Origin of the sequence: Lentzea sp. NBRC 105346 (assembly GCF_030269605.1) — a bacterium.
In the GTDB taxonomy this organism is placed as follows: Bacteria; Actinomycetota; Actinomycetes; order Mycobacteriales; family Pseudonocardiaceae; genus Lentzea.
This window is the reverse complement of the sequence record NZ_BSTQ01000007.1, coordinates 15,386-30,964: the sequence shown is the minus strand read 5'-3', so window position 1 is coordinate 30,964 and position 15,579 is coordinate 15,386. Positions and strand designations below refer to the sequence as shown.

Genomic DNA, 15,579 nt, shown 5'->3' with positions numbered 1-15,579 from the left:
GGCGTGTCGGGCGTAGCTTTTTCAACACCTGATGAACAAGTAGAGGAGACAAGCCATGACCGCACCACGTGCCGCGCTGATCACCGCCGTCGTCGGCGCGGTGGTGGCGTTCGTGCTCGGCGTGCTGACGTTCGGCGTCCAGGCCACCGTGCATCCCGACCATGTGCCGCTCGCTCTGGTAGGACCGCCGCAGGTGGCCCAGAGAGTCCAGGCCGCATCAACCGGTGAGATCGACTGGAAGATCGTGAGCTCCGACGACGCCCGGCGGTTGCTGGACGACAAGGAGGTCTACGGCGTCCTGGAGATCGCGTCGGCCGGAGCCACCGTGAAGCTGTCCGCTGAGGTCAACCCGTCCGGAACCCAGTTCGCGCAACAGGTTCTGACCGGAGTCGCCCAGGGTGCGGGCGTACCGGTGAAGGTGGAGGCACCGGCGGTGTCGGCCGCCGCACGCACGGTGCCGCTCGCCGCGAGCGCCCTGCTGTGGATCGGCGGGCTCGTCGCGGGCGTGCTGTTCACCGTGTTCGACAAGCGCAGGTACCGCTCGATCTCCGCGGTCACGGCGGCGATCCTGAGTGTCGGCTCGGTGGCCGGCCTGATCACGTGGTGGGACAGCGGTCTGACGCTCGACGCGGGCGTCATCGGCTTCCTGCTGCTGGTCGCCACGGCGTTCGCGCTGGTGCAGGCAGGGTTGTTCAAGCTCCTGGGCATCCGTGCGATGGCACTGCTGGCGCCGCTCTACCTGATGGCGCCCGCGGTCGCCGGCCAGGTGCCGGAGCTGCTCAACCCGGCCTACCGCGCGGCGCTGTGGTCGTGGACGCCGTTCCGCTTCTCCACCGAGGGGCTGCGCAGCCTGCTGTTCGGTGGCTCGGTGACCAGCACCGAGCTGTGGGTGTTCGGCGGCATCGCGCTCGCGGGTGTGATCCTGCTGGCGCTACCCGGCAAGAAAGCTCAGCCGGACCTTGCGGACGGGGTTGTCGACGTTGGTGTCGACCAGGCACACGGACTGCCACGTCCCCAGCGCCAGCACACCGCCTAGCACCGGGATCGTCGCGTACGGCGGCACCAGCGCGGGAAGCACGTGGTCACGGCCGTGACCGGGCGACCCGTGCCGGTGCCGCCAGTTCGTGTCGCGCGGCAGCACGTGTTCCAACGCCTTCAGCAGGTCGTGGTCGCTGCCCGCGCCGGTCTCGATGATCGCGACGCCCGCCGTCGCGTGCGGAACCCACACGTGCAGCAGGCCGTCGCCGTCGACCTGGGACAGGAACCGCTCGCACTCGCCGGTCAGGTCGTGCACCGTCTGCTCGGACCCGGTCCGGATCTCGATCTCCTCGCTGATCACAGTTCACGCACGATACGGGCCGGATTGCCGACCGCAAGGACATGGTCCGGAATGTCGCGGACGACGACGCTGCCCGCGCCGACCACGCTGTTGCGCCCGATCGTCACGCCCGGACAGACGATCACTCCACCGCCGAACCACACGCCGTCCTCGATCACGATCGGCGCCGTCGTCTCCCAGCCCGCGTGCCGCGCCTCGTGGTCCTCGACGGGGTGCAACGCGGTCAGCAGCTGCACCCGCGGTCCCATCTGGACGCGGTTCCCGATCGTCACCGGGCCGCAGTCGAGGATGATCCCGTCGTAGTTCATGAAGCTGTTCTCGCCGATGCGCGTGTTGTAGCCGTACTCGATCTGCAGGCGTGGCAACAGAACCGTGCCTTCGCCGATCGACGCGCACAGTCCTTTCAAGATCTCGAACCGCTCGGCGTCGTCGTCCGGTCCCGTCGCGTTGTAGCGGACCATTGCTCGCCACGCGTGGTGGCGGTCCTGGTCGAGTTCGTCGCACAGCGCCAGGTATGGCTCCCCGGAGATCATTCGATCGCGCTCGATGCCCATGACGTGCAAGTATCGGCGCATGATCCATACCGCGATAGTCACTGGGGCGAACCAAGGGATTGGTTTGGCGGTCGCGAAGGCGTTGTCGGCGCAGGGCGTCCAGGTGTTCGGCACCTACCTGCGCTACCAGCCGCCGCCGGACCCGAGCCTGCCCGACGCCTACTTCACGGACCGCGCTTCCGCGCCGCCACCGCTCGACGGCGTGCACTGGTTCGAGATCGACCTGTCTCTCGTCGATGCGCCGAAGATCGTGTTCGATTCCGCCGAGGAGGCGTTCGGCGCGGTCGACATCCTGGTCAACAACGCGTCGAGCTGGGTGCAGGACACGTTCCTGCCCGCGCAGCCGGACAAGTTCGGCCGGTCGATGGCGCAGATCTCGCCGGAGACCTTCGAGAAACAGTTCGGCGTCGACGCGCGCGCGACCGCGTTGCTGATCGGCGAGTTCGCCCGGCGGCACATCGAGCGCGGCGGCACGTGGGGCCGGATCGTGTCGCTGACCTCCGGCGGGCCCGAGGGCTTCCCGTCCGAGGTGTCCTACGGTGCGGCCAAGTCGGCGCTGCAGTCGTACACGTTCGCCGCCGGGCACGAGCTGGCGCCCTACGGCGTGACCGCGAACGTGCTGTATCCGCCGGTCACCGACACCGGCTGGGTGAACGACGAGGTGCGGGCCAAGTTCGACGTGGCTTCGGCGGACGAGGTCGGTGAGGTCATCGCCTACCTGTGTTCCGATGCGGCGCGACGCATCTCACGAAACTTGGTGCACATGCGATAACAGTGTTATGTAACACTGTTGATTTATGAACGCCAGAATGCTGCGCTTCGGGATGAACCTGTGGCCGCCGTTCCTGTTCGCCGGGATCCGGGTGCTGGAGATCTCTTCCGACTACCGGTACGCGCGGGTGCGGATGCGGCTGCGGCCGTGGAACCGCAACGCCTTCGGCACGCACTTCGGGGGCTCGCTGTTCTCGATGACCGATCCGTTCTGGGCGATCCTGTTGTTGCGCAACGTCGGGCGTGAACACATGGTGTGGGACCAGGCGGGGGAGATCGAGTTCGTCAGTCCGGGGCGGGGGACCGTGGAGGCGGAGTTCCGGCTCACCGATGAGGTGATCGCGGACGTCCTCGACCGGACCGCGTCCGGGGAGAAGGCGCTCGTCTGGTTCGACACGGACGTGAAGTCGCTGGAGGGGGATGTCGTTGCCAGGGTTCGCAAGCAGGTCTACGCACGACGGAAGCGGGCGCTCGCCCTCGTCGCGTGAGGCGTTCGGCAAGTGGTTCGACGTCGCGCCCGGCTACCTGAACACGGCGTCGATCGGCGTGCCGCCGGTCGACGCCGTGAGCGCGGTGCGCGACGCGCTGGAGCGGTGGCAGCGCGGCGAGGACCGGCCGTCCTCGTTCGAACCCGCCATCGCGACGGCACGTGCGGGCTTCGCCGCTCTGGCCGGCGTTCCGGTCGAGTCCGTCGCATGTGGAACGACGGTCTCGCAGCTGATCGGCTCGATCGCCGCGACGTTGCGTCCCGGCGCACGGGTGCTGGTGGCGGCCGAGGACTTCACCAGCGTGACGCTTCCCTTTGTGGCACAGGGCTTCGATGTCACGGCGGTGCCGCTCACCGAACTCGTGTCCGCTGTGGATGGTCACGACCTCGTGGCGGTGAGCGTCGTGCAGTCCGCGGACGGCCGCATCGCGGACCTGGACGGGCTGCGCGCGTGCGGCGTGCCGGTGCTGCTGGACGTCTCGCAGGCGCTCGGCTGGTACCCGTTGTCCTTGGGGTGGGCCGATTTCGTCGTCGGCGTGGCCTACAAGTGGCTGATGGCACCGCGCGGTGTCGCGTGGCTCGCCGTGCGCCCGGACCGGCTGGACGACATCGTGCCCGTCGCCGCGAACTGGTTCAGCACCAACGAGAACTACGGCGTGGTGCTGCCGATGGCACCGGACGCCCGGCGGCTCGACCTCTCACCCACGTGGTTCGCGCACACCGGTGCGGCCGTGACGCTGCCGTGGCTGGCCTCGTTGGACATGAAGGAAGTTCGCGATCACTGCGTCGGGCTCGCCGATTCCCTGTTGGCCGGACTGGGTTTGCCGCCAAAGGGCTCCGCGATCGTGTCGCTCGAAACGAAGCGGGAGGTGCCCAGGGCGAGTTTGCGCGCGGGGCGGCTGCGGCTCGCGTTTCACCTGTTCAACACGGCAGAAGACGTCGATCTAGTGCTCGAAGCGCTGGCCTGAACCGAGTCCGTTACCGTGGGTACTTGTGCAGCAGCCCAGTGAGTCGCCTGAAGAGGTGACACAGCAGCTCCCTATGTTCCCGCCGCGGCCATACGGCACCGCCCCGCTCTACCCGGCCGACGAGCTGCAGAAGCTGCAGACGATCATGGATCGGCGCAGCGCCCCGCCACCGCCCCGCGGCCGCAACCCGTGGTTGTTGCGCGGGCTCGTGCTGGTGGCCGTCGCGGTCGTGTCCGGGCTCGTGTGGTGGCTGGTCAACTCCGGCGGTGGCGGCACGTCGGGCGCGCCGACCACATCCTCGGCGCCGGCGGGGAAGTTCGCCTTCGTCAAGGCCGCCGAAATCCCACAACCGTTGCACGACACCAACTGCGCCGCGCACTCCTACGGCAAGACCAAGGAGTTCCTCGGCCAGACGCCGTGCCAGCAGCTGACACGGGCGCTCTACACGACGAAGCTGTCCGACGGGCGGACGGTGTACTCGTCGGTGTCCGTCGTGCGGATGAAGTCGGCCGAGGACGCCGCGAAGCTCAAGGACATCACGTCGCAGGACGGCACCGGCAGCGTCTCGGACCTGTTGCTGGACAAGGCCGTCTCGATCCCCGGACTGGACCGGCTGAACAACGGCGGGTTCGCCAACGAGCAGCGCGAGCGCACGGTCGTGATCGTCGAGTCGGACAGTCCGAACAAGGGATCCGACAAGGCGTCGCACCACGCCGAGATGAAGCGCGTCAGCCTCGACGCCCTCCGCCTGGCCGCCGACCTAACCTGACGCCACTCCGGGGAACGTGATCGAGGCGGGCGTCGTACCGGCGGCCTTGCGCCAGCGGGTTGCGCGGACGGCTGCCGCGGTGAGCGCGTCCAACGCCGCCTTGCGCAGGTTCTGGTCGTCGGAACGCTCCAGCACGCCCCGCCACGCGGCGCACGTGTCGTTCTCGACGGCCACCAGCGCGGCCAGCGACGACGGCCCGTCCGACACCGGCTGCGGCGGCAGGTAGGCGGGGGCGGGCGGCTGCGGCGTGGCGCCGTTGTCCCGCAGCCAGCGCTCGGTCGTGTCCCGCCGGGCGCGGTGGGCGTTGGAGCCCTCGGCGACGGCGTTGGCTTGCTGCGCCCCCAGGAAGGCGCTCACCAGGCCGTACGTCCACAACGCGGCGTGCTCGGTGCCCAGCGCGGTCTGGACGGCGGCGACGGATTCGGGGCTCACGCGAGAACCTCCAGCAACGAGGCACAGCCCGCGGAGATCGAGCCGACCAGTCCGGCGCGGTGCGTGGGCAGCGTGGGCACCAGGGCCGCCGCCTTGCGCTGAGAGTCGTCCAGCGCGGCCCGCAGCGCGGCGACCGGGTCCGGTGGCGTCGGCGGGGTGGTCGGGGCGGGCGTGGGCGTCGACGACACGGTCGACGGCGGGCGTTCGCGGTCGATCTCGGCCTGCAGGCGCTCGGCGTGCTCGGTGCGGTTCTTCGCCACCTCGGCGGCGGCGGGAATCCCGGTGGCCAGCGATGCGAGCGCCGCGTCGTTGCGCGCCGCGGCCGCGAGTTCCACCAGCGGGTCCGGTGGGGGCGGGGGCGGCGGTGTGGTGCACGCAACGGCGAGTGGCGACACCGCCACCGCGAGCAGCACTCGCCGTCTGCTGACCGAATCGGAGATCACGTGGATCCATCTTGCCAGGCGCCTGCGGGCGAGTGGACGCACGGTAAAAGAGATAGTCTGGGCGACCACGGCCGCCGAAACACCGTCGGCCGGGATTTTCGTGCGTTCGAACAGTAGGGAGTCACCACGTGTCCAGCCCGCCGCGCGGAGAGCTTGCCGCGCAGCTAGCACCCGTTGTGCGCGAAGCGCTCGAGGCCGTCGGCTTCGACCTCGACGCGCTCGACGTGAACCAGGCTGGGCGTCGCCGGCTGGTGAAGGTCGTCGTCGACGGCGAGGACGGGATCGGGCTGGACGAGGTGGCCGAGGCCAGCCGGGTCGTGTCCGCCGCGCTCGACGCGCACGACCACCTGATCAACGGCCCCTACACGCTCGAGGTGACCTCACCCGGCGTCGACCGGCCGCTGACCAAGCCGCGCCACTGGAAGCGCGCGCACCTGCGGTTGGTGAAGGTCAAGCAGCCCGAGCAGGTCGAGTGGTTCGGCCGCGTCGGCGACTGCGACGACACGGGAGTCGAACTGCTCCACCAGGGTGAGATCAAGCGCGTGGAGTACCGCCACATCGAACGCGCCGTCATGGAGATCGAGTTCAAGCAGCCGCCGGTCGATGAACTGGCTCGGCTCACCAAGAAGGAGGGGCCGAGGTGAACGTCGACATCGCCGCGCTCAGGGCGATCGAGCGGGACAAGGACATCCCCTTCGACACCGTGCTGGAAGCGATCGAGTCAGCACTGCTGACCGCCTACAAGCACACCGAAGGCCACCACGCGCACTCGCGAGTGGAGATCGACAAGAAGACCGGTGTGGTGCGCGTGCTCGCGCAGAACATCGGCCCGGACGGCGTCGTCGCCGAGGAGTGGGACGACACCCCCGAGGGCTTCGGCCGCATCGCCGCCACCACCGCGCGTCAGGTCATCCTGCAGCGGCTGCGCGACGCCGAGCACGAGCGCACCTTCGGTGAGTTCTCCGCCAAGGAGGGCGAGATCATCGCCGGTGTCGTGCAGCGCGACGCGCGTGCCAACGCCCGCGGCATGGTCGTCGTGCAGGTCGGCGACACCGAAGGCGTGCTGCCGCCCGCCGAGCAGGTGCCCGGCGAGACCTACAACCACGGCGAGCGGATCAAGTGCTACGTCGTCGGCGTGTCACGCGGTGCGCGCGGACCGCAGATCACGCTGTCCCGCACGCACCCGAACCTCGTGCGCAAGCTGTTCGCGCTGGAGGTCCCGGAGATCGCCGACGGCACCGTCGAGATCCCCGCGGTGGCGCGTGAGGCCGGGCACCGGTCCAAGATCGCGGTCCGGTCGACCGTGCAGGGCGTCAACGCCAAGGGCGCGTGCATCGGCCCGATGGGCGCGCGCGTGCGGAACGTGATGAGCGAGCTCGCCGGCGAGAAGATCGACATCATCGACTTCTCCGACGACCCGGCGACGTTCGTCGGGAATGCCCTGTCGCCGGCGAAGGTTGTGTCGGTACGGGTGCTCGACGAGCGGGCCAAGACGGCCCGCGTCATCGTGCCCGACTTCCAGCTGTCGCTCGCGATCGGCAAGGAAGGTCAGAACGCCCGGCTCGCGGCCCGTCTGACGGGCTGGCGGATCGATATCCGCAGTGATGCCGAGTCGCCGGTTACATCCGGTTCGGCTGAGTGAGCTTCAGGGGATAGAATTCTCAGTGGTTCAACGTCGGGGATCGGTCTCCCAGCACATCGGCCCAGTTCGCACGTGCATTGGATGCCGCGCTCGGGCGTTGCACTCTGAGCTGCTGCGCGTGGTCGCGGTGGACGGGATGGTCGTCCCGGACGTCCGCAAGCGGCTTCCTGGTCGGGGTGCTTGGTTGCATTTTGATCTCGAATGTCTGCGCAACGCCGAGCGGCGGAGGGCGTTCACCAGGGCTTTGCGAGTCCAGGAAACGCTCGACGTCGCCTCTTTGCGCGAGCACGTGGAGCAGAACGAGAAAACGGTCGCGGGACAGCCCCGCGGCCAGCACGAACCAAGGAAGCAGGTCGACCCGTCATGAGTCAGCCGTGAAGCTGAAGCCATGAACGCGCGACGTTAGGACGAGGTCGTCGGGACTTGCCCGCCGGCCTCACGACCGAGGAGAGCAGTGGCAGGCAAGGCCCGCGTGCACGAGCTCGCGAAAGAGCTCGGAGTCACGAGCAAGGAAGTTCTCAACAAGCTCGCCGAACAAGGCGAATACGTGAAGTCCGCGTCCTCCACCGTCGAGGCCCCCGTGGCCCGGCGGCTTCGTGACGCCTACATCAAGACCGAGGGCAAGCCGAAGCCGGCGGCTCCCAAGCCGTCCGCGCCGAAGCCCGCGGCACCCGCCGCGAAGGCCCCGGCTCCCGCTCCGGCCGCGCCCCAGAGCAAGCCTCAGGCGGAGCCGAAGACCGAGACCAAGTCCGAGCCGAAGGCGGCCCCGAAGGCCGTTCCGGGCCCGAAGCCGCCGGCGCCCAAGCCGGCACCGGCTCCGAAGCCCGCTCCGGCACCGGTCGCGCAGCCGGCCGAGCCGAAGCCGGCTACCCCGGCTCCGGCCGAGGTCGCGCCCGCCGCGCAGGCACCGGCCGCTCCGGCGGCCAAGGCTCCGGCGTCCGCGCCGAAGCCCGGTGGCCCGCGCCCCGGTCCGCGTCCGGTCCAGCAGCCGCAGGCTCCGGCCGCGTCGGCGGGTGGCTCCTCCGTGGTGCCGCCGAAGCCGCAGGGCCCGAAGCCCGCTGCTCCGCGCCCGCCGCGGCCCGGCAACAACCCCTTCGGCGTGGGTGGCGGCAACGCTCCCGCGCCGCGTCCCGGCCCCCGTCCGGGCCCGCGTCCCGAGCGTGACGACCGTCCGTCCGGCAAGCCCGGCGACGCCCGTCCGTCGGGCCCGCGTCCCGGTGGTGACCGCGACTCCCGTGGCCCGCGTCCGGGTCCCGCCGGTTCCGGCGGCCCGCGGCCGAACCCCGGCAACATGCCGCCTCGGCCGAACCCCGGCATGATGCCCGGCCGTCCGGCCGGTCCCCGTCCCGGCCCTGGTGGCGGCGGCGGTGGCGGTCGTGGCCCCGGTGGCGGCGGTGGCCGTCCCGGTGGCGGTGGCGGCGGTCGTCCCGGTGGCGGCGGTGGCGGCGGCGGCTTCCGTTCCGGCGGTCCCGGTGGCGGAGGCGGCGGTGGCGGCTTCCGCGGTGGCGGCGGTGGTGGCGGCGGTGGCGGTGGCTTCCGTCCCGGTGGCGGTGGCGGTGGCGCCCCTGCCGGCGGTGGCGGTGGCGGCGGCTTCCGCGGTCGTCCCGGTGGCGGTGGTGGCGCCGGTCGCGGCGGTACCGCTGGTGCCTTCGGCCGTCCGGGTGGTCCGGCGCGTCGCGGACGCAAGTCCAAGCGGCAGAAGCGCCAGGAGTACATGGACAACATGCAGGCGCCGTCGGTCGGTGGCGTTCGCCTGCCCAAGGGCAGCGGCGAGACGATCCGCCTGCCGCGTGGCGCCTCGCTGACCGACTTCGCCGACAAGATCAACGCCAACCCGGCCTCGCTGGTGCAGGTGTTGTTCCACCTCGGTGAGATGGTCACCGCGACGCAGTCCGTGTCGGACGAGATCCTCGAGCTGCTCGGCTCGGAGATGAACTACGTCGTGCAGGTCGTGTCCCCCGAGGAGGAGGACCGCGAGCTGCTGGAGACGTTCGACATCACCTACGGCGAGGACGCCGGTGACGAGGACGACCTGCAGATCCGTCCGCCGGTCGTGACCGTCATGGGTCACGTCGACCACGGTAAGACGCGACTCCTCGACACCATCCGCAAGGCGAAGGTGGCCGAGGGCGAGGCGGGTGGCATCACCCAGCACATCGGTGCCTACCAGGTGCCGACCGAGCTGGAAGGCAACCCGCGTCTGATCACCTTCATCGACACCCCGGGTCACGAGGCGTTCACCGCCATGCGTGCCCGTGGTGCGAACTCGACCGACATCGCGGTCATCGTCGTCGCCGCTGACGACGGCGTGATGCCGCAGACGGTCGAGGCGATCAACCACGCCCAGGCCGCCGAGGCCCCGATCGTGGTCGCGGTCAACAAGATCGACAAGGAAGGCGCCAACCCGGCCAAGATCCGTCAGCAGCTGACGGAGTACGGCCTGGTCGCCGAGGAGTACGGCGGCGACACGATGTTCGTCGACATCTCGGCGAAGCAGGGCATCAACATCGACGGCCTGCTCGAGGCCATCCTGTTGACGGCCGACGCCTCGCTGGACCTCCGGGCCAACCCGGACATGGAGGCCCAGGGTGTCGCGATCGAGGCGCACCTCGACCGCGGTCGCGGTCCGGTCGCCACGGTCCTCGTCCAGCGCGGTTCGCTGCGCGTCGGTGACTCGATCGTCGCGGGTGACGCGTACGGTCGCGTCCGCCGCATGGTCGACGAGCACGGCGACGACGTCACCGTCGCGACCCCGTCGCGTCCGGTGCAGGTCATCGGTCTGACCTCGGTGCCGCGGGCGGGTGACACGTTCCTCGTCGTCGAGGAGGACCGGGTCGCCCGGCAGATCGCCGAGCGTCGTCAGGCTCGCACTCGCAACGCGCAGAACGCCGCGAAGCGCAAGCGCGTCAGCCTCGAGGACCTGGACGCCGCGCTCAAGGAAACCAGCCAGCTCACCTTGATCATCAAGGGTGACAACTCGGGTACCGTCGAGGCCCTCGAGGACGCGCTCATGAAGATCGAGGTCGGCGACGACGTCGAGCTGCGCGTGATCCACCGCGGTGTCGGTGGCATCACCGAAGGCGACATCAACCTCGCCGTGGCCGGTTCCGCCATCGTCCTGGGCTTCAACGTCCGGGCCGAGGGCAAGGCGACCGAGCTCGCGAACCGCGAAGGCGTGGACGTCCGGTACTACACGGTCATCTACCAGGCGATCGACGAGATCGAGGCGGCCCTCAAGGGTCTCCTCAAGCCGGAGTACGAGGAGGTCCAGCTCGGCCGCGCCGAGATCCGGGACGTCTTCAAGTCCTCCAAGGTCGGCACGATCGCGGGTTGCATGGTCCTGTCGGGCGAGATTCGCCGCAACGCGAAGGCCCGCCTGATCCGGGACGGCAAGGTGATCGCGGAGAACCTCCCGGTCAGCTCGCTCAAGCGGTTCAAGGACGACGCCACCGAGGTCCGCGAGGGCTTCGAATGTGGTCTGACGCTCGGCAACTACAGCGACCTCAAGCTCGAGGACGTCATCGAGACGTACGAGATGCGCGAGAAGCCGCGTAGCTGATCGTCTGTTCGCTGATGCGGGGCTGCCCACTCGGGCGGCCCCGCACCTGCGTTGGAGGAACTCGTGTACGTGGGGGCTCTTGAGCTGGACTTGCTGCTCGGCGATGTCCACTCGTTGAAGGAGAAACGCTCGGTCGTGCGCCCGATCGTCGCCGAACTGCGGCGGCGGTTCGAGGTCGCCGTCTCGGAGGCGGGTCACCTCGACCTGCACCGCCGGGCGTTGATCGGGGTGGCGGCCGTCGCCGCCGACGCCGAGCATGTCAGGGAACTGCTTGTCGCGTGTGAACGACTCGTGGCAGGCAGGCCCGAACTGGAACTGCTCTCCGCTCGTCACCGTCTGGTGGGACCGGAGGACGACTAGGAAGGGGAGGCTCGTGGCCGACACGGCACGCGCCCGCAAGCTCGCGAAGCGCATCTCGCAGATCGTCGCTTCCGCGCTGGAACATGAGGTCAAGGACCCGAGGCTGGCTCGGGTGACGATCACCGACACCAAGGTGACCGGGGATCTGCACGACGCGACCGTCTACTACACCGTGCTCGGCGAGAAGCTCGACACCGAGCCCGACTTCGCCGGTGCCGCCGCGGCTCTCGAGTCCGCCAAGGGTGTGCTGCGGTCGATGGTCGGTGCGCAAACCGGGGTCCGGTTCACGCCGACGCTGACGTTCGTGACGGACACCGTGCCCGATGTGGCGCGCAAGATGGACGAGCTGCTGGCTCGGGCTCAGGCCGCGGATGCCGAGGTGGCGCGGCTGGCTTCGGGTGCCCGGCACGCGGGGGAGTCCGACCCGTACAAGGCGCCGCGCGAGGACTCGGACGACGAGGACTGACACACTTTGCGGGTGGCCTGCGGCACGGCGACTCGTTGAACGGTTAACGTCTCCCGTGTGGCTGACGACCTGAGTACTGCCCTGGTGGAGGCGGCGCGCCTGCTGGCCGAGGCCCGCGATGTGACGCTGCTTTCGCATATCAACCCCGACGCGGACACGCTCGGCAGTGCGCTGGCGGTCGGCCTCGTGCTGCACCGCCGCGGCGCGCGCGTGCGGGTGTCGTTCGCGGAGCCGGACGTGGTGCCCGAGTCGTTGTTGTCGCTGGACGTGGCCGGCCTGCTGGTGCGGCCGGACGAGGTGCCCGACGAGGCGGAACTCGTCGTCGTGATGGACACCGGAAGTCTGCAGCGGCTCGGGAAGCTCGCGGATCGCGTGCCGAAGGCCAAGAAGGGCGCCGTCGTCATCGACCACCACGTGTCGAACACGAGGTACGGCACGGTGCACGTGATCGACGACCGGGCGGAAGCTACCGCGCTCGTCGCGCTGCGCGTGCTGGACGAGATGAAGGCCGAGATCGACGAGCCGGTGGCCCGGTGCCTGTACGCCGGGATCGTCACGGACACGCGGGGATTCCGGAACGCGGGGCCCGAGGTGCACCGCATCGCCGCGCGCTTGCTGGAGGCCGGGGTGGACGCCGAGGGCGTCACCAGGCCGTTGATGGACGAGCATCCGTTCGGCTACCTCAAGATGCTGTCGCACGTCCTCGGGCGCGCGGAGCTCGACCGGAACGCGGCCAAGGGGCTGGGGCTCGTGCACGCGACGGTCACTGTGGACGATGCCCAGGGGCTGCGCAGCGAAGAGGTCGAGAGCGTCGTCGACATCGTGCGGTCCGCGGAAGAAGCCGAGGTGGCCGCGGTGTTCAAGGAACTGCGGCCGCAGTACTGGTCGGTGTCACTGCGCGCGGTGTCCGAAGTGGACGTGCGGCGGGTGGCGCAGCGCCTCGGAGGTGGCGGGCACCGGCTGGCGGCCGGGTTCACCTTCGAAGGGACTGCCGAGCGGCTGCTGGCCGAGCTGAAAGAAGCGCTGGAGTCATGACACGCACAGGGAGCCCGCGGCTGCTGCGGGAGATCAACGACCGGGCCGCGATCGAGACGTTGTTGCGGACCGGGCCGATGACGCGGTCGGAGCTGGAAGAGGTCATCGGGCTGTCCAAGCCCGCGACGGCGCAGTTGCTGGCGCGGCTCGAAGAGGACGGCTGGGTCGTGCGCACCGGGTTGCGCGGCGGCGGGCGCGGTCCGCGGGCGCAGATGTGGGCGGTCAACGGGGGAGTGGGGCACGTCGCCGCCGTGGAGCTCACGCCCGACCTGATCGACGTGGCCATCGCGGACATCACCGGTGCCCTGCTCGCCGAGCACAGCGCGCCGATGCCGAAGAAGGACACGCTCACCGCGTTGCGCGACGTGCTCGCCAAGGCCGCCGGACTCGCCGGGCTGGAGCTGGACGCGCTCAGCCACGTCGTGATCGGCACGCCCGGCGCCGTCGACCCGGCCACCGGGCACCTCGGGTTCGCGCCACACCTGCCGGGTCTCGACGGGGTCGACCTGCCCGGCCGGCTGCGCGAGCTCTTCGGGACGTCGGTGAGCGTCGAGAACGACATCAACCTCGCCGCGCTCGAGGAGATGAGCACCGGGCGTGCCAAGGACGTGCGGAACTTCGTGCTGTTCTGGCCCGCGGACGAGATCGGGTCCGCGGTCGTCGTCAACGGTGTGCTGCTGCGCGGCGTCACGGGCGGTGCCGGTGAGGTCGACTCGATGCAGGTGCCCGGCGGGCGGTACGGCGACCAGGTGGACTCGGACGCGATCGTCGCGCTCGCCGCCGACCACGGGATCTCCGCTCCGACCGGGCTGGAGGCCGTGCGGCACGCGTTGGAGGCGGGCACCGAGGGGCGGGAGTTCCTCAAGAGCCTCGCGCACCGGATCGCGATCGGGCTGGCGAACGTCGTGTGTGTGCTGGACCCCGAACTGGTGCTGCTGTCCGGCGCGCTGGCGCAGGCCGGCGGTGAGGCGTTGTGCGAGCTGGTGTCGGCCGAGCTGCGTGAGCTCGTCGTGCCGCGGACGCCCGTGCAGCTCGCGCAGGTGACCGCGCACCCGGTGAAGTCGGGTGCGTTGCACTCGGCGCTCGCGGTGGCGCGGGAGCAGGTGTTCGGGATGCCGGCCACGGCCGCGCCGTTCCGGAGCCACATTGTCCAGTCTTGATCCTCACGACGGTGTGCCCGCCCGCCGGATCGCGGGGCTGGCGTTACCCGCGCTGGGGGTGCTCGCGGCCGAACCGCTGTACGTGCTCGTCGACACGGCTGTCGTCGGGCACCTGGGGGCGTTGCCGCTCGCCGGGCTCGCGCTCGGCGGGGTGGTGCTGACGCAGGTCTCGACGCAGCTGACGTTCCTGTCGTACGGCACGACGTCGCGGACGGCCCGGTTGCACGGGGCCGGTCGGCGGCGGGACGCGGTCGAGGAGGGGGTGCAGGCGACCTGGCTGGCGCTGGCCGCCGGCGTGGTCGTGTTGCTGCTCGGGCAGCTGTTCGCGGGTCCCCTGACGCGGTTGCTGGCGGGCAGCGGGGATGTGGCGGACGCGGCTGTGCAGTGGCTGCGGATCGCGTTGTTCGGCGCGCCGTTCATCCTCGTGACGATGGCGGGCAACGGCTGGATGCGCGGGGTCCAGGACACGAAGCGCCCGCTGCGGTACGTGCTGATCGGCAACGGCCTGTCGGCGTTGCTGTGTCCCGCGCTGGTGTACCTGGCCGGGTGGGGGCTCGTCGGGTCGGCGGCCGCGAACGTCGTGGCGCAGGTCGTCTCGGCCGCGTTGTTCCTCAAGGCGCTGGCGGTCGAGAAGGTGCCGTTGAAGCCGGTGCCGTCGTTGATGCGCGCGCAGCTCGGCATGGGCCGTGACCTCGTGCTGCGCAGCCTGGCGTTCCAGGCGTGCTTCGTCTCGGCCGCGTCGGTGGCGGCGCGGACGTCGATCGCGGCGGTCGGCGCGCACCAGGTGGTGCTGCAGCTGTGGACGTTCCTCGCGTTGCTGCTCGACTCGCTCGCGATCGCGGCGCAGTCGCTCGTGGGCGCGGCGCTCGGAGCATCGCGACAGAACCAGGCGAAGCGACTCGCTCGACAGGTCACCGGCTACGGACTGGTGTCCGGGATCGCGTTCGGAGTGCTGTTCGCGGCGCTAGCCGGAGTGCTGCCGAAGGCGTTCACGACGGACGCCGCGGTGCTCGCCGAGATCCCGCACGCGTGGTGGTTCTTCGTCGCGCTGCAACCGGTCGCCGGTGTGGTGTTCGCGCTGGACGGCGTGCTGCTCGGCGCCGGGGACGCGGCGTTCATGCGCAACGCGACGCTGATCTCCGCCATCGCCGGCTTCCTGCCGCTGGTGTGGGCGTCGCTGGCGTTCGGGTGGGGACTGGCCGGGATCTGGACCGGGCTGTCGGCGTTCATGGTGCTGCGCCTGGCCGCCGTGGTGTGGCGTGCGCGGTCCGGTCACTGGGCCGTGGTCGGCGCGGTCAGGGCCTGATCGACAGCACTGCCCGGCGCAGGAGGAAGACGACGATCGGCACCGCAACGACGATCGCGGCGACCGGACTGATCAGGTAGGCCAATCCGACGGCGACCAGGGCCGCGAAGGCCTTGATGATCGCGAAGCGTGGTCTTGTTTGCGAGCGAACGAGTGACCCCATGCGCAACAGGGTGACACGACGTGGCGCGCTGTGATGTCCGCCGAACGGCTGCTGTGTCGAAGCCCACGGCATGCAATCGTTACCAAAGTTGTTGTTTAGGCGATGTAACTAATGTCAGACCACTC

Annotated in this window: 19 protein-coding genes; 14 read left to right on the top strand and 5 right to left on the bottom strand. The window is 70.1% G+C overall.

The features are described 5' to 3' along the window. Window positions 1-55: 55 nt before the first annotated feature. On the top strand, window positions 56-1,036 hold the full coding sequence (locus tag QSK35_RS16685; protein WP_285747044.1) for a YhgE/Pip domain-containing protein: 981 nt from the start codon (window positions 56-58) through the stop codon (window positions 1,034-1,036). Here the strand turns inward: QSK35_RS16685 and QSK35_RS16680 are convergent. Both QSK35_RS16680 and QSK35_RS16675 read right to left on the bottom strand, forming a co-directional pair. Beyond that, window positions 932-1,339 carry a YjbQ family protein gene (locus QSK35_RS16680; RefSeq protein ID WP_285747043.1) on the bottom strand — a complete coding sequence of 136 codons (408 nt, stop codon included), beginning with the start codon at window positions 1,337-1,339 and terminating at the stop codon, window positions 932-934. The two genes, QSK35_RS16685 and QSK35_RS16680, sit on opposite strands and share 105 nt — an antisense overlap. Then, window positions 1,336-1,893, bottom strand: coding sequence for a sugar O-acetyltransferase (locus QSK35_RS16675; RefSeq protein WP_285747615.1), 558 nt, complete (start codon window positions 1,891-1,893; stop codon window positions 1,336-1,338). The genes QSK35_RS16680 and QSK35_RS16675 overlap by 4 nt, the downstream gene beginning before the upstream one ends. Here QSK35_RS16675 and QSK35_RS16670 point away from each other — a divergent pair. Genes QSK35_RS16670 through QSK35_RS16655 form a run of 4 tightly spaced genes read left to right on the top strand, consistent with a single transcriptional unit; the run spans window position 1,886 to window position 4,888 of the window. Next, on the top strand, window positions 1,886-2,665 hold the full coding sequence (locus QSK35_RS16670) for an SDR family NAD(P)-dependent oxidoreductase (RefSeq protein ID WP_352244001.1): 780 nt from the start codon (window positions 1,886-1,888) through the stop codon (window positions 2,663-2,665). The genes QSK35_RS16675 and QSK35_RS16670 overlap by 8 nt on opposite strands. Window positions 2,666-2,690: 25 nt before the next feature. Then, the gene (locus QSK35_RS16665) at window positions 2,691-3,152 is read left to right on the top strand and encodes a DUF4442 domain-containing protein (RefSeq protein WP_285747039.1); all 462 of its coding nucleotides are present in this window, start codon (window positions 2,691-2,693) and stop codon (window positions 3,150-3,152) included. Further along, window positions 3,091-4,119 (top strand): aminotransferase class V-fold PLP-dependent enzyme, encoded by a 1,029-nt coding sequence (locus QSK35_RS16660; protein ID WP_285747038.1) that lies wholly within the window; start codon window positions 3,091-3,093, stop codon window positions 4,117-4,119. Before QSK35_RS16665 ends, QSK35_RS16660 begins: the two co-directional genes overlap by 62 nt. A gap of 55 nt (window positions 4,120-4,174) precedes the next feature. Next, entirely contained in the window at window positions 4,175-4,888 is a 714-nt protein-coding gene (locus tag QSK35_RS16655) for a hypothetical protein (RefSeq protein WP_285747036.1), read from the top strand. On the opposite strand, the gene QSK35_RS16650 is transcribed toward QSK35_RS16655, so the two are convergent. Both QSK35_RS16650 and QSK35_RS16645 read right to left on the bottom strand, forming a co-directional pair. Next, window positions 4,880-5,320 (bottom strand): ferritin-like domain-containing protein, encoded by a 441-nt coding sequence (locus QSK35_RS16650; RefSeq protein WP_285747034.1) that lies wholly within the window; start codon window positions 5,318-5,320, stop codon window positions 4,880-4,882. The two genes, QSK35_RS16655 and QSK35_RS16650, sit on opposite strands and share 9 nt — an antisense overlap. Continuing rightward, window positions 5,317-5,763, bottom strand: coding sequence for a hypothetical protein (locus tag QSK35_RS16645; RefSeq protein ID WP_285747032.1), 447 nt, complete (start codon window positions 5,761-5,763; stop codon window positions 5,317-5,319). Before QSK35_RS16645 ends, QSK35_RS16650 begins: the two co-directional genes overlap by 4 nt. A 128-nt stretch (window positions 5,764-5,891) precedes the next feature. Between QSK35_RS16645 and rimP the strand changes: the two genes are divergently transcribed. The 9 genes from rimP to QSK35_RS16600 all read left to right on the top strand — a co-directional run bounded on the left by rimP (window position 5,892) and on the right by QSK35_RS16600 (window position 15,291). Beyond that, the gene (rimP, locus tag QSK35_RS16640) at window positions 5,892-6,407 is read left to right on the top strand and encodes a ribosome maturation factor RimP (protein ID WP_285747030.1); all 516 of its coding nucleotides are present in this window, start codon (window positions 5,892-5,894) and stop codon (window positions 6,405-6,407) included. Further along, window positions 6,404-7,405, top strand: a complete 1,002-nt coding sequence (nusA, locus tag QSK35_RS16635; protein ID WP_285747029.1) for a transcription termination factor NusA — start codon at window positions 6,404-6,406, stop codon at window positions 7,403-7,405. Before rimP ends, nusA begins: the two co-directional genes overlap by 4 nt. Before the next feature lie 97 nt (window positions 7,406-7,502). Next, window positions 7,503-7,772, top strand: coding sequence for a YlxR family protein (locus QSK35_RS16630; RefSeq protein ID WP_502881665.1), 270 nt, complete (start codon window positions 7,503-7,505; stop codon window positions 7,770-7,772). Between the two features lie 87 nt (window positions 7,773-7,859). Next, window positions 7,860-10,964 carry a translation initiation factor IF-2 gene (gene infB / locus QSK35_RS16625; protein ID WP_285747027.1) on the top strand — a complete coding sequence of 1,035 codons (3,105 nt, stop codon included), beginning with the start codon at window positions 7,860-7,862 and terminating at the stop codon, window positions 10,962-10,964. 63 nt (window positions 10,965-11,027) lie between these two features. Then, window positions 11,028-11,324, top strand: coding sequence for a DUF503 domain-containing protein (locus QSK35_RS16620; RefSeq protein WP_285747025.1), 297 nt, complete (start codon window positions 11,028-11,030; stop codon window positions 11,322-11,324). A gap of 13 nt (window positions 11,325-11,337) precedes the next feature. Beyond that, window positions 11,338-11,790, top strand: coding sequence for a 30S ribosome-binding factor RbfA (rbfA, locus tag QSK35_RS16615; protein ID WP_285747024.1), 453 nt, complete (start codon window positions 11,338-11,340; stop codon window positions 11,788-11,790). Window positions 11,791-11,847: 57 nt separating this feature from the next. Beyond that, window positions 11,848-12,825: a DHH family phosphoesterase gene (locus QSK35_RS16610; RefSeq protein ID WP_285747022.1), complete on the top strand. Its 978-nt coding sequence runs from the start codon at window positions 11,848-11,850 to the stop codon at window positions 12,823-12,825. After that, window positions 12,822-13,985, top strand: coding sequence for an ROK family transcriptional regulator (locus tag QSK35_RS16605; protein ID WP_285747020.1), 1,164 nt, complete (start codon window positions 12,822-12,824; stop codon window positions 13,983-13,985). Before QSK35_RS16610 ends, QSK35_RS16605 begins: the two co-directional genes overlap by 4 nt. 13 nt (window positions 13,986-13,998) lie before the next feature. After that, window positions 13,999-15,291: an MATE family efflux transporter gene (locus QSK35_RS16600; protein WP_285747018.1), complete on the top strand. Its 1,293-nt coding sequence runs from the start codon at window positions 13,999-14,001 to the stop codon at window positions 15,289-15,291. Here QSK35_RS16600 and QSK35_RS16595 read toward each other — a convergent pair. Beyond that, entirely contained in the window at window positions 15,281-15,454 is a 174-nt protein-coding gene (locus QSK35_RS16595) for a hypothetical protein (RefSeq protein WP_285747016.1), read from the bottom strand. The two genes, QSK35_RS16600 and QSK35_RS16595, sit on opposite strands and share 11 nt — an antisense overlap. Window positions 15,455-15,579 lie beyond the last annotated feature (125 nt).

What these genes read in the sequence shown, in the direction of transcription:
- QSK35_RS16685 (WP_285747044.1), top strand. Translation starts at nt 56, where the DNA reads ATGACCGCACCACGTGCCGCGCTGATCACCGCCGTCGTCGGCGCGGTG.
- QSK35_RS16670 (WP_352244001.1), top strand. Translation starts at nt 1,886, where the DNA reads ATGCCCATGACGTGCAAGTATCGGCGCATGATCCATACCGCGATAGTC.
- QSK35_RS16675 (WP_285747615.1), bottom strand. Translation starts at nt 1,893, where the DNA reads ATGGGCATCGAGCGCGATCGAATGATCTCCGGGGAGCCATACCTGGCG.
- QSK35_RS16665 (WP_285747039.1), top strand. Translation starts at nt 2,691, where the DNA reads ATGAACGCCAGAATGCTGCGCTTCGGGATGAACCTGTGGCCGCCGTTC.
- QSK35_RS16605 (WP_285747020.1), top strand. Translation starts at nt 12,822, where the DNA reads ATGACACGCACAGGGAGCCCGCGGCTGCTGCGGGAGATCAACGACCGG.
- QSK35_RS16595 (WP_285747016.1), bottom strand. Translation starts at nt 15,454, where the DNA reads ATGGGGTCACTCGTTCGCTCGCAAACAAGACCACGCTTCGCGATCATC.